The sequence below is a fragment of the Streptomyces sp. 4F14 genome (assembly GCF_048159485.1).
Taxonomy (GTDB): Bacteria; Actinomycetota; Actinomycetes; order Streptomycetales; family Streptomycetaceae; genus Streptomyces.
In genome coordinates this window covers 43,319-58,289 of sequence record NZ_JBLRVY010000036.1, presented here as the reverse complement: position 1 = coordinate 58,289, position 14,971 = coordinate 43,319, and the positions used below count along the sequence as shown (strand labels likewise).

15 protein-coding genes are annotated in these 14,971 nt (G+C 71.2%); 11 read left to right on the top strand and 4 right to left on the bottom strand.

Going from position 1 to position 14,971, the window contains the following annotated elements; all coding sequences use genetic code 11:
* Positions 1-102 precede the first annotated feature (102 nt).
* The 10 genes from ACLZOT_RS42350 to leuE all read left to right on the top strand — a co-directional run bounded on the left by ACLZOT_RS42350 (position 103) and on the right by leuE (position 9,225).
* The gene (locus ACLZOT_RS42350; RefSeq protein WP_416974553.1) at positions 103-1,728 is read left to right on the top strand and encodes a beta-N-acetylhexosaminidase; all 1,626 of its coding nucleotides are present in this window, start codon (positions 103-105) and stop codon (positions 1,726-1,728) included.
* Positions 1,729-1,807: 79 nt separating this feature from the next.
* The gene (locus ACLZOT_RS42345; RefSeq protein ID WP_416974552.1) at positions 1,808-2,482 is read left to right on the top strand and encodes a DUF4328 domain-containing protein; all 675 of its coding nucleotides are present in this window, start codon (positions 1,808-1,810) and stop codon (positions 2,480-2,482) included.
* Between the two features lie 169 nt (positions 2,483-2,651).
* A complete protein-coding gene (locus ACLZOT_RS42340) occupies positions 2,652-3,206 on the top strand; it encodes a hypothetical protein (protein ID WP_416974551.1) in 555 nt (184 codons plus the stop codon).
* A 28-nt stretch (positions 3,207-3,234) separates the two neighbouring features.
* Positions 3,235-3,561: a hypothetical protein gene (locus ACLZOT_RS42335; protein ID WP_416974550.1), complete on the top strand. Its 327-nt coding sequence runs from the start codon at positions 3,235-3,237 to the stop codon at positions 3,559-3,561.
* Positions 3,562-3,757: 196 nt separating this feature from the next.
* Entirely contained in the window at positions 3,758-4,333 is a 576-nt protein-coding gene (locus ACLZOT_RS42330; RefSeq protein WP_416974549.1) for an RNA polymerase sigma factor, read from the top strand.
* A complete protein-coding gene (locus ACLZOT_RS42325) occupies positions 4,330-4,524 on the top strand; it encodes a hypothetical protein (protein ID WP_416974548.1) in 195 nt (64 codons plus the stop codon). The genes ACLZOT_RS42330 and ACLZOT_RS42325 overlap by 4 nt, the downstream gene beginning before the upstream one ends.
* A gap of 298 nt (positions 4,525-4,822) precedes the next feature.
* The gene (locus ACLZOT_RS42320; RefSeq protein WP_416974547.1) at positions 4,823-5,467 is read left to right on the top strand and encodes an RNA polymerase sigma factor; all 645 of its coding nucleotides are present in this window, start codon (positions 4,823-4,825) and stop codon (positions 5,465-5,467) included.
* Positions 5,467-6,600, top strand: coding sequence for a hypothetical protein (locus ACLZOT_RS42315; RefSeq protein WP_416974546.1), 1,134 nt, complete (start codon positions 5,467-5,469; stop codon positions 6,598-6,600). Before ACLZOT_RS42320 ends, ACLZOT_RS42315 begins: the two co-directional genes overlap by 1 nt.
* Positions 6,601-6,887: 287 nt before the next feature.
* Entirely contained in the window at positions 6,888-8,468 is a 1,581-nt protein-coding gene (locus tag ACLZOT_RS42310) for an acyl-CoA mutase large subunit family protein (protein WP_416974545.1), read from the top strand.
* A 109-nt stretch (positions 8,469-8,577) separates the two neighbouring features.
* Positions 8,578-9,225 (top strand): leucine efflux protein LeuE, encoded by a 648-nt coding sequence (gene leuE, locus ACLZOT_RS42305; RefSeq protein WP_416974544.1) that lies wholly within the window; start codon positions 8,578-8,580, stop codon positions 9,223-9,225.
* A 2-nt stretch (positions 9,226-9,227) separates the two neighbouring features.
* Here the strand turns inward: leuE and ACLZOT_RS42300 are convergent, their stop codons facing one another.
* Complete coding sequence (locus ACLZOT_RS42300; RefSeq protein ID WP_416974543.1) at positions 9,228-10,598, bottom strand: FAD-dependent monooxygenase; 1,371 nt, start codon at positions 10,596-10,598, stop codon at positions 9,228-9,230.
* 78 nt (positions 10,599-10,676) lie between these two features.
* Here ACLZOT_RS42300 and ACLZOT_RS42295 point away from each other — a divergent pair, with 78 nt between their 5' ends.
* Positions 10,677-11,327 (top strand): TetR/AcrR family transcriptional regulator C-terminal domain-containing protein, encoded by a 651-nt coding sequence (locus ACLZOT_RS42295; RefSeq protein ID WP_416974542.1) that lies wholly within the window; start codon positions 10,677-10,679, stop codon positions 11,325-11,327.
* Here ACLZOT_RS42295 and ACLZOT_RS42290 read toward each other — a convergent pair.
* The 3 genes from ACLZOT_RS42290 to ACLZOT_RS42280 form a co-directional block, all read right to left on the bottom strand.
* The gene (locus ACLZOT_RS42290) at positions 11,324-12,445 is read right to left on the bottom strand and encodes an acyltransferase family protein (protein ID WP_416974541.1); all 1,122 of its coding nucleotides are present in this window, start codon (positions 12,443-12,445) and stop codon (positions 11,324-11,326) included. The genes ACLZOT_RS42295 and ACLZOT_RS42290 overlap by 4 nt on opposite strands.
* Before the next feature lie 125 nt (positions 12,446-12,570).
* On the bottom strand, positions 12,571-13,887 hold the full coding sequence (locus tag ACLZOT_RS42285; protein ID WP_416974540.1) for an alpha-2,8-polysialyltransferase family protein: 1,317 nt from the start codon (positions 13,885-13,887) through the stop codon (positions 12,571-12,573).
* Positions 13,887-14,873: a glycosyltransferase family 2 protein gene (locus ACLZOT_RS42280; RefSeq protein WP_416974539.1), complete on the bottom strand. Its 987-nt coding sequence runs from the start codon at positions 14,871-14,873 to the stop codon at positions 13,887-13,889. Before ACLZOT_RS42280 ends, ACLZOT_RS42285 begins: the two co-directional genes overlap by 1 nt.
* Between the last annotated feature and the right edge of the window lie 98 nt (positions 14,874-14,971).

Below are 14,971 nucleotides of genomic sequence, written 5' to 3'. Positions count from 1 at the left end.
GTCGTGGTGTGTCCGACAGTTGCCCGAATTTCACTCGATCGGGAGAGTTTCGGAACGTGTGGTGGACGACGGGTGGTCGGTCGTGAGCCTTAGGTTGACGGCGTGAGCAGGCATCGGCGGGGTACGCGGCAGGGCGGTGGGCGGCGAGGGGCCCTGGTCGCCGGGGCGTTCGTGGTGACGGTCGGGCTCGGGGTGGGGGTCGGGGTGTGGGCCACGTCCGGGTCGTCGCCGAAGGGCGGCGGGACCGAGGCGTCCGCGCGGGCCTCCCGTTCCACCCCCAGCGCCTCTCCCACCACCCGGCCCCCCTCCTCGTACCCCCTGTCCACCGGCCCCCGCACCATCCCCGCCGTCGTCTCCCACACCCCGGCGCGCGGCCCCGGCTGGCGGCCCGCCAAGGCGTACCGGGTCGTCGTCGACGACTCCCGGCTCGCCGACGAAGGGCGGCTGATCGCGGGGGAGTTGGGGATCTCCTACGGCGGTGAGGCGGGCGACGGCCGGGACGGCGACGTACGGCTCGAACTCGGCGAGGAGGGACCCCCGGAGGCGTACAGCATCACCGTGAGCGGGGGGAAGGTCACCGTCAGCGGGGCGTCCGAGGCGGGGGTGTTCTACGGGACGCGGACGCTGAAGCAGGAGGTGCGCGGGAGCGGGGCGGCGCCCGAAGGGGTCGTGCGGGACAAGCCCGCCAAGCCCGTACGCGGGTTCATGCTCGACATCGCGCGCAAGAACTTCACCGCGTCCTGGATCGAGGACCGGGTACGGGAACTGGGCGACCTGAAGTTCAATCAGCTCGGGCTGCACTTCTCCGACGACCAGGGTTTCCGGATCGCCTCCGACACGCATCCGGAGGTCGTCTCGAAGATTCACCTCACCAAATCCGAGGTGCGGTCGATCGTCTCCCTCGCGGCGTCCCGGCATATCGAGATCGTGCCCGAGATCGATTCCCCTGGGCATCTCGGGGCGGTCATCGCCGCGCATCCGGAACTCCAGCTGCGCAATGTCAACGGCGTGCCCGCGAAAGGCGCCGTCGACATCTCCAAGCCCGCCTCCGCCAAGCTCGTCGACGAACTCCTCGGCGAATACACGGAACTGTTCCCCGGCTCGTCCTGGCATCTCGGGGGCGACGAGTACCAGGCCCTGACCGTGCCGAATCCCGGTGCCCTCTACCCCCAGCTCGCCGCCGCCGCGCGGAGTGCGTACGGCTCCGGCGCGAGCGTCGCCGACCTTGCCACCGGGTGGCTCAACGACCGGGCGAAGGCGGTCGCCGGGCGGACCGTGCGGGCCTGGAACGACGGGTTCTACGCGGGGACGTCCGTCGAGGCAGCCGACGGGATCCAGGTCGCGTACTGGACCGGGAAGGAACTGGGGGCGCGCAAACCCGTCGCCTATCTCTCCGCCGGACGGAAAGTCGTCAACTACAACGACGAATTCCTGTACTACGTGCTCGGGGAGCCGAACACCTTCGTCTATCCGACGGGGCAGCGGATCTACGAGCGGTGGAATCCCCGCGTGCTGCGGGGAACCGCCGAGGTCTCCTCGTCCTACGACTCCCAGATTCTCGGCGGGGTCTTCGCCGTGTGGTGCGATCTGTCCCAGTCGCAGACGCAGGCGCAGGTCGCGGCGGGAATCCGGATGCCGTTGCGGGCGACCGCGCAGAAACTGTGGGACTCCCGTACACCCGCCTTGCCGTGGGCGGGGTTCCGGGAGTTGGCGGGGCGGGTGAGCTGAGGGGTTCCTGTGCTCCTGTGCGAGAATGCGCGTTCTGGTTCTGGGGAGGGCCGGAATTCTCGTATCTTGGGGGGATTTCATGGCTGTTGCGTGGTTGCGTTCTCCGGTGGGGCTGGGGAGGGCCACGGCGGTGCTGCTGGGGGCCGTCGTCGTCACGCGGTTGTTCGGGTTGTGGGCGGGGAGCGTGACGTACGGCGTCTACAGCGACCTCGCGGACGGGGTCGACGTCGTCGAACGGGCCGTCGAGGCGGACCGGTTGGAGAATCTGGCGGCGGTGGTCCAGGGGCCGCCGTTCATGGCCGCCATCGTCGTCTACCTCTGCTGGTTCTGGCGGGTCCGCGTGAACGCGGAGGTCTTCGAGCCGGCCGGGCACGCGATGGGGCGGGGGTGGACCATCGGCGGCTGGTTCCTGCCGATCGCCAACTTCTGGATTCCCCGGCGGGTGATGGCCGACGTCTGGAGGGCGAGTGCGCCGGTCGGGCGGACGGTGTCCTACGGGCTCGTCAACGCCTGGTGGGTGATGTGGGTGCTCACGGCTCTCGTCGGTTGGGGGGCGGGCGTGAACTACAGGTCCGCGGAAACCGCTGCCGAGCTCCGGGAGGCGAGCGGGGTGACCATGGTCACGGATCTGATGGGGGCGGTGGCGGGGGTGCTGGCGATCCTCGTCGTGCTGCGGGTGACGCGGATGCAGAACGAGAAGGCGTTGGCGGGGCCTCAGGGGGCGGTGTCGCTCGGGGTGGGCGTTTCTCCGTGAGGCGGGCGTTTGTGCGGGACGGGCGTTTCCGCCCCTCTCTCGGCCATTTCTGGCCGGAAATCTCCGTTCCGCTTGCCCTGGCGTTTCGGGTGGTGGCCCTGTGAGACTGGGGCGCCACAGGGAAACAGGGGCTTCGTACGGGGGTGAGGCCCAGGGGAGGGAGAAGGCGATGAACCTGGCCGAACTGTTGGCGGGGGCCGACGAACTGACGCTGGCGGCAAGCGGGTTGGCTTGTTTGGATCGGTGCGTCTCGCTGCTGGGCGGTGACGACGAAGCCCTCAGACCGCTGTGGGGAAACCTGGCGCCCGGCGGCGACCCCGCCGACTGGCCCGCCCTCCTCCAGCAGATCCAGTCGAAGCTGGACGGCTGCGCGGACTCCGAGGACGACGCCGTCCTCCTCACCCGGGCGATGCTCGACGGCACGCCGCCCGACCGCACCGCCGACACCCTCCGCGACTGGGCCGACACCTGCTCCCTCGCCGCCCTCCGCATCCACCTCCTCCTCGACCCCACCGGCACCGACACCGACATCCCCCGCGACGGCCGCACCGAGGGCCTGCCCCCACTGGTCGTCGCCGAACTCCGCCGCCAGGTGACGGTGCTGGAGGTGGTCACGGCGCACGGGGGCGCGGGGTTGCGGCGCGCGGTGGACGTGTCGACCGAGGGGCGAAGGGTGCTGCGGGCGGTGGTTTCTCGGCGGGGGCGTGTGGTGGGGGCGTCTTGAGGGGTGCGCGAGCTGCCGGCGCCCACCCATGACCACGCGTACCGAGAAGCTGGCGGACCTCGCGAGCGGGGACACCTCCCGGGCGACCCGGGCTCTCCTGTACCTGACCTACGAGGACCCGGACCGCCGCTGGCTGGAGGGCCTGCTGCTCGACCAGGTGCGGGAGGGGAACGAGCCCCAACTGCGGTCGCTGGCGGTGACGTGCATGGGGCATCTCGGCAGGACGCGGGGCGTCGTCGGCCCCGAGGTGGTTGCCTGTCTGGAACGGCTCCTCGGGGACCCGGAGTTGGGGGGAACCGCCGAGGACGCCCTCGGGGATGTCCGGTCGTTCGCCGACGTGGTGCCCGGCGAGTGAGCGGGCGAATGCCGTGAGCCTTTCTCCCTTCGCCCCCGGCATGTGACCCGTTCCACACCTCAACCCCGTGATGGATTCGGGCCGTTCGTCGCTGGGAGTAGTGAGGGCCGCGTCGCGGACCGGCGGCCGGTGCGGTCCCACGGGGGTGGGCCGCGCGGTCGTCGCCCTCGGACTTCGGGATCTACGGGGACTTGTTGTGGGGCAGGGTGGGGAACCCCGGCGCCCTCAGGCGGCGTTCGACGGGGAGCTCGGGGTGGCCGTCGCCCGTGCCCAGGAGGGCGATGAGGTGGCGTTCGGGGTGGTCTACCGGATCGTGCAGCCCGGGTTGCTCGGGTATCTCAAGGGGATCGTCGGGGACGAGGCGGAGGACGTCGCGTCCGAGGCGTGGCTGGAGATCGCCCGGGACCTGGGGCGGTTCCGGGGGGACGGGGCCGGGTTCCGGGGCTGGTCGGCGACCATCGCCAGGCACCGGGCCCTCGATCATCTGCGGCGGATGAAGGTACGGCCCGTCCGGGGCGGTTCGCTGGAGGACGTCGAGCCGGTCGCGCCGCACGACACGTACGACCAGGTCGCCGAGGCGCTGTCGACCGAGCGCGCCCTCGCCCTCGTACGGATGCTGCCGCCCGATCAGGCGGAGGCCGTGCTGCTGAGGGTCGTCGTCGGGCTGGACGGGCCCGCGGCCGCGCGGGTGCTCGGGAAGCGGGCCGGCGCCGTACGGACCGCCGCGCATCGTGGACTGCGGCGGCTCGCGAAGGAGTTGGGGATCGGATGACCGACCTGCCCCGCCTCCTCGCCGACGCGCTGACCCTGCCCGACCCCGACACCGGGGCGGAGGCCGAGGCGGTGGCCGCGTTTCGGGTGGCGCGGGATTCGGGGGCGCTGCGGGCGCCGACCCGGCGGTGCGACGACTGGCGGCGGGAGGGGGGAGCGGGGACTTCCTGCGGCTTTTCGGCGGACTCGTAGCCGGGGGGCGTACGCGGCGCGAGGAGCGTGCGAACAGGCGACGACCGGGGTCGCCACCCCCCACAGGAGAGACCCCGGTCGTCGCTGTACGGGTCGCGCGGCGGCCCGTGTTCTGTACAGCGTCGGGACGGCGGTTTGTGTCACACCTGGCCGGGATACACAGGGGACCGGCGTGGACGGGGCGCGGATCGAGGTCGTAACGTGCCTTTCGCGCCGGGGAGCGGGGTGGGGACCGACCGCCCTGTCCAGGGATCTTCCGGTGGCGCGAATCAGACGATCTAGAGACCAGGGTGCCGGGGTGCTGGGGGACGACGCGGAGCTGACTGCCGCGGTGCTCGGTGCGCAGGACGGGGACGAGAACGCGTTCCGGGCTGTGTACCGCGCCGTGCATCCCCGGCTGCTCGGGTACGTACGGACCCTGGTGGGAGAGGCGGACGCGGAGGACGTGACGTCCGAGGCGTGGCTGCAGGTCGCGCGGGACCTGGAGAGGTTCAGCGGCGACGCCGACCGGTTCCGGGGCTGGGCCGCGCGGATCGCCAGGAACCGTGCTCTTGATCACATCCGGATGCGCGGGCGCCGGCCCGCCATCGGGGGCGACGAGACCGAGCTCAGCGGGCACGCCGCCGAGTCGGACACCGCGGGGGAGGCCATCGAGGCGCTCGCCACCGGCCGTACGCTCTCCCTGATCGCGCGGCTTCCGCAGGACCAGGCCGAGGCCGTCGTCCTGCGGGTCGTGATGGGGCTCGACGCGAAGACCGCCGCCGAGACGCTGGGCAAGCGGCCCGGCGCCGTACGGACCGCCGCGCACCGCGGACTGAAGAAGCTCGCCGAGCTGATCGGGGAGGATCCCGAGGCGGTGCTCGACGCGCTGCCCCAGCAGCCGGGGACCCTGCCGTCGCCGGGTGTGACGCATGCGTGCGCGCGGACGCAGAAGGACATGTGATGGCCGACGAGCAGTACAGGTGGCTGGACTCCGACACGGCGGAACGGCTGCTGAGCGGGGAGTCGCCCGACGTCGTCGAGCCCGCGGACCGGGAACGGGCGGCGCGTCTGGCGCGCGCGCTCGGCTCGCTGACGCCGGCCGGTGCGGACGACGGCGCGGAGCTGCCCGGCGAGGCCGCCGCGCTGGCCGCGTTCCGCAAGGTGCGCGCGGGGGACGCCGTCGGGGGGCCGGTGGGGGATGCCGCCGAGATGGGTGGCGTGGTCCGGCTCGGGGTGCCCGAGGTGCCCTCCGGGGTGTCGCGGCGGCAGCGGGTGGCCCGGTTCGGGCTCGCCGCCGCGCTGGTGCTGGGGGTCGCGGGGGGTGCGGCCGTGGTCGCCGGGGTGGGGTCCGGCGGGGGGAGCACGACGCCGGAGCCCGGTACGACCGTCTCCGCCGCCGCCACGCCCACGCCGGATCCGTCCGAGGACGGGGAGGGGGGTACTACTCCGGTGCCCGAGCCCGGGGTCAGTGCCGAGGGGGTAGTACCTGAGGGTGGGGGTGGTGGGGGTACCACCGGGGGCGGGACCTCGTCCGGCGGGTCCGGCGCATCCGGGGGGACTACCTCCGGGGGAGGCGTTACCGGCGGGCAGAGCAGCCGGGAGGCCGAGGCGCTCGGTACGACGTGCCGGGATCTCGCGCTCGGGCGGTCCGTGGACGGGGCCCGTCGCAAGTCGCTGGAGGGGGCTGCGGGCGGTGCGGCCAAGGTGCCCGCCTACTGCGCCGGAGTACTCATGGGCGACAAGGGCGACAAGGGCGACAAGGGCGACAAGGGTGACAAGGGGGGCAGTGGTGGCCAGGGCGGGTGGGGCGACGGGGGCTCCGGCGGAGGCAAGGGGGATACGGGGGGTGCGGGGGTGAACGGCGGGTCCAGATCCGGCGGGGGGTCCGGCTCCGGGGGCAGCTCTCAGGGGGGATGGGGTGCGGGGTTCGCGGCCGGCGGGTCCGGTGGAACCACCAAGGGTTCCTGGAGCGGCGGCAACTCCGGTGGCGGGCAAGGCGGTTGGTCCGGCTCGGGCGGGTACGGGGGCGGAGGCCACGGCGGTGGCGGAGGCGCGCGCCCGCACGGCGGCGGTCACCTCCTCGCCCAGTCTTGAGCCCGGTCCTGAGTCCGGTTCTGAGCCCGGTTCTGAGCCCGGTTCTCAAAGAAATCTCCCTGAGGGTGTGACACTTTCTCGCTCCCCGGCGCAGTAACAAGTAGCCGACTGGTCATCGGCCCTCGCACGGAGCCGGGGTTCCCCCCGTACCTACGGCTTCGTGCACCTGGCGCGGGCGGGACACGTTCCCCCGGTCCCGTCCGCGCCGTCTCAGCTACGGGACTCCCGTACGCCGCTGGGCCAAGATGGTGCCGAGGCCCATCAGACCGGCGAGAGGCGGCGGCAGCATGACACGCGAGTCGGAGTCCGGACTCCCCATCGAACCGGTCTACGGGCCGGAGGCGCTCGCGGACTGGGACCCGGCCGAGAAGCTGGGGGTACCCGGGGAGTACCCGTACACCCGGGGCGTGTACCCGTCGATGTACACCGGCCGCCCCTGGACGATGCGCCAGTACGCCGGTTTCGGCACGGCCGTCGAGTCCAACGCCCGCTACCGCCACCTGATCGCGAACGGCACCACGGGACTGTCCGTCGCCTTCGACCTCCCCACCCAGATGGGCCACGACTCGGACGCCCCGCTCGCCTCCGGCGAGGTCGGCAAGGTGGGCGTCGCGATCGACTCCGTGGACGACATGAAGGTGCTGTTCGACGGCATCCCCCTCGACCAGGTCTCCACGTCGATGACGATCAACGCCCCCGCCGCGCTGCTCCTGCTGATGTACCAGCTCGTCGCGGAGGAGCAGGGCGTCGAGGCACGGCAGTTGACGGGGACGATCCAGAACGACGTACTCAAGGAGTACATCGCGAGAGGGACGTACATCTTCCCGCCCAAGCCCTCCCTCAGGCTGACCGCCGACATCTTCAAGTACTGCGGGGCCGAGATCCCCAGGTGGAACACGATCTCGATCTCCGGGTACCACATGGCGGAGGCCGGTGCGAGCCCCGCGCAGGAGATCGCGTTCACGCTCGCCGACGGCATCGAGTACGTCCGTACGGCCGTCGCCGCCGGCATGGACGTCGACGACTTCGCGCCCCGCCTCTCGTTCTTCTTCGTCGCGCGGACGACGATCCTGGAGGAGGTCGCCAAGTTCCGTGCCGCACGGCGCATTTGGGCCCGCGTGATGCGGGACGAGTTCGGCGCGCGCAACCCCAAGTCGCTGATGCTGAGGTTCCACACGCAGACCGCCGGCGTCCAACTCACCGCGCAGCAGCCCGAGGTGAACCTCGTCCGGGTCGCCGTCCAGGCGTTGGGCGCGGTGTTCGGCGGCACCCAGTCCCTGCACACCAACTCCTTCGACGAGGCCATCGCCCTGCCGACGGACAAGAGCGCGCGCCTCGCGCTGCGGACGCAGCAGGTGCTGGCGTACGAGACCGACGTGACCGCCACCGTCGACCCCTTCGCCGGGTCCTACGTCGTCGAGCGGATGACGGACGACGTCGAGGCCGCCGCGCTCGAACTCATGGGCAAGGTCGAGGAGTTGGGCGGGGCCGTCGCCGCGATCGAGCACGGTTTCCAGAAGGGCGAGATCGAGCGCAGCGCCTACCGGATCGCCCAGGAGCAGGACGCCGGGGAGCGGGTCGTCGTCGGCGTCAACCGCTTCCGCCTCGACGAGGAGGAGCCGTACGAGCCGCTGCGCGTCGACCCGGCGATCGAGGCGCAACAGGCGCGCAGGCTCGCGGAGTTGAGGGCGGGCCGGGACCAGGGCGCGGTGGACGCGGCACTGGACGCGCTGCGGAAGGCGGCGTCCGGGGAGGACAACGTGCTGTACCCGATGCGGGAGGCGCTGCGGGCGCGGGCGACGGTCGGCGAGGTGTGCGACGCGTTGCGGGAGGTGTGGGGGACGTACGTCCCGACGGACGCGTTCTGAACCGGCGCCGGGCCTTCCGGAACGCCCCGCACCGCGTTCTGAACGGGGTGCCGGGCCCCCGGAAACGCCCCGCACGTCACAGCCGTATCCCCATGTCACACTCGGTCCCATGCTTGGTGTCATCGACCTCCCCACCTACCTCGTCGGTCTGCTCGTGATCGTCCTGCTGCCGGGACCCAACTCGCTGTACGTCCTCTCCGTCGCCGCCCGGCGCGGGATACGCGCCGGCTACACCGCCGCGGCCGGCGTCTGGTGCGGGGACACCGTGCTGATGACGCTGTCCGCCGCCGGGGTCGCCTCGCTGCTCCAGGGGAACGCGCTGCTGTTCGGGATCGTGAAGTACGTCGGCGCCGGATATCTCAGCTGGCTCGCGGTCGGGATGCTGCGGGCCGCGTGGGGGATGTGGAAGGCGCGGCGGGCGACGGAGGGGGCGACTCCTGTCGCCGTGGGGGGAGTTGAGCGGCCCTTCCGGCGGGCGTTCGTCGTGAGCCTGCTCAACCCGAAGGCGATCCTGTTCTTCATCGCGTTCTTCGTGCAGTTCGTCGACCCCGGATACGCCTACCCCGCCCTGTCGTTCGTCGTGCTCGGCGCGTTCGCGCAAGCCTTCAGCGTGCTGTACCTGAGCGCGCTGATATTCGGCGGTACGAAGCTGGCGACCGCGTTCCGGCGTCGCAAGAGGCTTGCGGCGGGGGCGACTTCGGGGGCGGGGGCGCTGTTCCTGGGGTTCGCGGTCAAGCTCTCCGTGGCCAGTACGTGAGTTCAGGCGCCGACCTGTGCCGCGTATTCGGCCAGGCCCTCGCGCGTCGGCCCCGACCAGCCGACGTACCCGTCCGGGCGGACGAGGAACACGCCCTCGGGGAGGGTGAGTTCGGTCCAGTCGGGGCCCTGGATGAGGGCGTGGAGGTCGGTGCCGGCGAGGGTGACGGGGACGCGGTCACCGGCGCGCAATGATGACGTCGTCCCCTGTGACAGGCTCGACTCCCGGTAGTTCAGGTCGAGTTGGCGGGTCGAGCGGCCGCGCCGCGCCTCGGAGCGGGCGATGGCCGTCGAGAGGCCCAGCATGCCGGCGGCGACCGCCCTGCGCTCCTCCTCGTACGTGTCGAGGAGCCTCGCGGGGGCGCCGCGCAGGACCGCGCCGAGTTTCCAGCCGAGGTTGTAGGCGTCCTGGACGCTGGTGTTGAGGCCCTGGCCGCCCGCCGGGGTGTGGATGTGGGCGGCGTCACCCGCGAGGAAGACTCGGCCGGCGCGGAAACGGTCGGCGAGGGCGGTACGGGGGACGAAGGCCGAGGACCAGGTGAGGTCGGTCGCGGTGGGGAGGTGGGTGCGGGCGCGGAGGAGGGCGTTCACGGTCTCCAGCGTGGCGTCCGTGTCGGGGCGCGGGGCGTGACTCACGGTCTCGCCGGTCGCCGGGGTCTCCAACGCCCCCTCGACGCCCGTGACTTGGGCGACGAGCTGGAAGTGGTCCGTGCCCGCGAGAGGGCAGATCGCGAGGAAGCCGGTGCCCTCCTCGGCCGGCGGGAACATGTGCCAGTGCGTGCGGCTGAGGCCGGGGACGCGGACGTCCGCGACGACGATCGGGTCGAGGGAGAGGGTCTCGCCGCCGGCCAGGCCGATGCCGAGGGCCCGGCGCAGGGTCGAGCGTCCGCCGTCCGCCGCGACGACGTACCGGGCGCGGATCTCCGTACCGCCGGTGAAGGTGACGGTCACGCCGTCGGTGTCCTGGGTGAGGGTCAACGCCTCGTGGTCGAACAGGACTTGGCCGCCGAGGGTGCGCAGGCGGTCGTACAGGATCTCCTGGGTGCGCCACTGGGCGATCATCCACGGTTCGGTGAAGCGGGAGCCCTCGTCCTCCTCGACGGGGTCGAACATCGGGCGTTCGCCGAGCTGTTCGCCGTCCCGCCAGGTCATCGTCGGCGGGTAGGGGCCGCCGGCCGCGAGGATCCCGTCGAGGACGCCGAGGTCCTCGAAGACCTCCAGGGTGCGGGGCTGGAGGCCCTTGCCCCGGGAGCCGGGGGAGAGGGCCGGGCCTTTCTCGGTCACCAGGGCGGTTACGCCGCGGCGGGCCAGGTCGATGCCGAGGGTCAGGCCGGTGGGGCCGGCGCCGACGATCAGGACGTCGGTGTGCTGCATGGTCGTCTCCTTAACGCTGTTAAGTGGCTACGTCCACGAGAGTGCCCTTAACGCCGTTAAGGTGTCAAGCTGTTTCCCGTGACGACCGAACGCCGTGCCCCCCTCGACCGCACCCGCGTCGCCGAGACGGCGCTGACCCTGCTCAACGACGTCGGGCTCGACGGGCTCACCCTGCGGGCCATCGCGAAGGAGCTGGACGTCAAGGCGCCCGCGCTGTACTGGCACTTCAAGGACAAGCAGGCGTTGCTGGACGAGATGGCGACGGTGATGTTCCGGCGGATGGAGGCGGGGATCGTCCTCGATGCCGGGGACACGTGGCGGGACCGGATCCGGGGGGCGTGCGTCGCCCTGCGGGGGGCGCTGCTGTCGTACCGGGACGGCGCGAAGGTGTTCAGCGGGTCGCGGTTCACCGGGACCGAGCACGCCGTGCGGATGGAGGAGAACCTGCGGTTCTTTCTCGACGCGGGGTTCTCTTTGGCCGATGGGGTACGGGCGTACAGCACCGCCACGAACTACACGGTCGGGTTCGTGACCGAGGAACAAGGCGTCGTACCCCTCCCCGGGGAACGGAGGGAGGGGTACGACGTGGCCGAGCGGGCTCGGAGGATGGCGGACTTTCCGCTGGCGGCTGCCGCCGGGGCCGAGATCTTCGCGGACTACGACCGGCACTTCGCGGAGGGCCTGGAGATCATCATCGACGGCGTCGCGGCGCGGTACGGAAGGAACTAGCGAGCCTTCAGCAAGGCGGAACGCAACTTCGGTGTGAACGGCTTCTCTATGAACCTGTAGATCAGATACGCCAGCACCAGCATCCCCCCCACCGTCAGGAAGAACGTCGGGATCGCCGGGATGTCCAGCTTCCTGTGCAGGGTCCAGATCACCACCCAGCCGAGGTGTTCGTGCAGGAGGTAGAAGGGGTACGTCAGCGCGCCCGCCACCGTCAGCCACTTCCAGTTCGCCCAGTTCAGCCAGCCCAGCGCGATTGCCGCGACCGCGATGAAGCCGAAGGCGACGATCGCGACGATGCCGAAGGTCGTGCGGTGGGCGAAGGCGTTCGGGTCGGAGGCGTTCCAGAGGTCCTTGACGGCGTAGTGCTGGCCGATGAGGAAGCCGGCGGCGGCGAGGCCCCAGGCGTAGATGTCACGCCGGTCGCGGTGGACGAGGTAGAGGCCCATGCCGCCGATGAAGTAGGGGGCGTACTCGGGCATGACGACCACGTCGAGGAGCGGCAGTTTCGACGCCTGCGCGATCGGGATGGCGAAGAGCCAGCCGATGGAGAACATCAGCACCCGGCGCCGGTTCGCGCCGGGGATGACGACGAGGAGCGCGAACAGGGCGTAGAAGCGGATCTCGACCCACAGGGTCCAGCACACCCCGAGGACCCGCTCCGCGCCGATCGGCTGCTGAAGAAGCGTGAAGTTGATCAGCGCGTCGCTCGGCGAGACCCCCTTGAAGGGCACGGCGGGCAGCGCCATGACGACGACGAGCAGCGCGACGGCGAACCAGTACGCCGGCATCAGCCGCGAGACCCGGGACGCGAAGAACGACTGGAGGGACCGCCCCCAGCCGCTCATGCAGATCACGAACCCGCTGATGACGAAGAAGACTTGGACCCCGAGACAGCCGTACGTCGCGAACAGGTGCAGCGTCGGGAACTCGGTCTTCGGCGAGGCTCCCCAGGACGTCGACACCTGGGCGCCGCGCCCCGCGTAGTGGTACACCGCGACCATCAGCGCGGCCACCAGCCGCAGCCCGTCCAGGGCCCGCAGCCGGTTCACCCGGGGAGGCTTGGGCGCGGGTATCCGCTCCGCCGGGGGCTCCGTGGTTCTTACAGCCGTCTCGGTCACGCTGGTATCCCTCGTACGGGAGAGGTGGTCAGGGGGGATCGTAGGGCGCCGGGCGGGCCCGTCCGGGCGGGGAGCGGGCCGTGCGCCCACTCGTCGCCGAATGTTCATCCCGGCGCCCCGCCGGGTTACTTCGACACCGACTTCTTCAGCGCGCGGGCCCGTCGTACGACCCTGCGGGCCGTGGCGTTGCGCGGCAGGAAGGCGAGGCGGGCCGGGATGCCGCCGGGCAGGCCGAGGGCGGTGAGGCGGCGGCGTTTGAAGAAGCGCTGGGTGCGCGGGGTGAGGCGGGTGGCGAGGTAGCGCTCCGCCGTGGGCCTCAGGTGCGGGTAGATCTGCGCCTGCATGACGAAGCCCATCGTCTCCAACAAGTCGTCCATCGCGACCGGTTCGTCCTTGCCCTCCAGGTCGGGCAGGAGCGCGTCCGCGAGGATCACCGGCACCCGGTTGCTGTTCTGGAAGGGGACGAGCCGCTCCAGCATCAGCGGGGTGCCGACCCGCGCGACGGGGATGCCGTAGAACTCCTTCGCCGTGAACAGGGCGGTGGAGAAGCAGCCGACGACCAGCGCCGGGTCGGCGGTGGCGAACAGCACCTCCGCGAGGACCGGGGTGTCAAGCACCAGGAGATCCGCGCCGAGTTCCTTCGCCGCCGCCTCAAGTGCCTTGCTGTAACCGGCCGGTGCGGCGGGGTGCGGCTTGAACGCGATCGAGGTGTGGCCCTTGGCGACCGCGCCCCGCAACATCCGTACGTGCAGCGCCTCTTCCTCGTCGACGGTGAGGATGTCGAGGGCGGCGAGGTACTGGCCCAGCAGGAGCGCGGTGTTGGCGGGCAGGCGCGGCAACTCCTCGGTGGTGTCGATGATCTCGCCGAGCACCTTGAGGAACGCGTCCGTCGGCACGACCTCCGCCGGGACCCCGAACTCCGTGAGGACCAGCGGGAGTTGGCCGGGGACCAGGTCAAGGTGCAGGACCCGGCGGACCCGGGTGCCGATCAGCGGGTCGACCTTGTTGCGGGTCGGGCCGTACGTCATCAGGCCGTCCGCGTACACGTCGACCGGGGCGCCGAAGAAGCAGGCGGCGATCGCCTGCGCCGGGTTGACCTGGAGGGACTCCAGGACGATCTCGACGCGGTCGTCGCCGAGGTCCCACAGCATGCGCAGGTACCGCTCGAACAGCACGGTGTCGTCGGCGCGCGGCGACCAGGTGCTCGGGTGGAAGGGGCTGATCGCGTCGTTCCACGACAGCACGCCGTCGAACCGGTGGCGCAGCGGCCCGAAGCCCGGCATCGCGTCCAACGCGTCAGTGGTCTCGGGGGCGTTGCCGTTGTTGCAGACCAGCAGCAGCCTGCGGTCGGCCGCCGGGAAGGCGTCCGCGTCCATGGCGGCGGCGATGGTCGCCACGCCGTACAGCGTGGAGGCGACGTAGATCTGGGTGGTGCGGGGCATCAGGCGGCCGCCTTCGCAGTCGTGGCCTTGCGGCGCAGCCGCCGCAGCTTGGCGGAGCGCTCGATGTCCATGGTGTCGAGGACGTCCTTGAGGAGTTCCTGCGGCAGCCGCTGCATGGCGGCGGCGCTGCGCACCCGCAGGAGTCTGGCCACCGCGGGCTCGAACTTCTCGATCTCCGACAGGTGGTGGGCGATGATCGCGAGATACGTACGGACGGCCTTCGGCAGCAGCCGGTCGGCGTCCGGGTCCTTCGAAGTCTCCTCGACGACCTGGTCGAAGGCGCGGATGAAGTCCAGTTGGCGCACATCCCCGATCTGTGTAAGGGAGTTGGCGACGCCCCGCCGGTAGAAGATGCCGTGCAGGTCGGCCACCGCGAACGACTCCGCCTCGCGGTGCAGCTTCCAGATCCAGGGCCGGTCCTCGGCGGTGCGCAGGCCGTCCGTGAAGTGCAGCAGGCCCCGGTCGACGAGCCTGCGGTGGTAGACGCCGGCCCACGCGTACGGGTAGTCGACCGAGGACGAGCGGTCCGCCGGGAGGATCGAGTCGCGGGGGTCCAGGACCACGTTCCGGCGGCCCTCCGGGTGCCGGAAGATCGCCCGGGCGCGGGCCGTCGTCTGCACGTGATCCACCCGGACGAAATCACAGCCGAGGTTCTCGATGGAATCCACCAATTCGGCCAGGAAACCGCGCGCGTACCAGTCGTCACCGTCGAGGAATGTCAGATATTCACCGCGCGCCACATTCAGTCCGTTATTGCGCGCGGTGGCCAGTCCGCCATTCTTCTCGGGGCGGACGACCTGCACTTCGGAGACCTTCGAGAGGGTCTCGGCCGCCCGTTCCAGAACGGCCGCGGTGTCGTCCTTCGATTTGTCGTCGACAAGGACGAACTCGAAATCCTCGCGCGCGTTCGCCTGGAGGCTTCTGAGGGTGTCCAGTACGAGGTGCTGCACGTTGTAACAGGGCACGATCACGGAGAGCTTGGGCACCCGAGTGAGCCTAGGAGGCGTCGCGGCGGGGGAGGCGTCCGGAAGCTGTACGGGCGGTGAACTCGATGCGTCGGGAGTGTGCATCCTGTCTGCTTTCC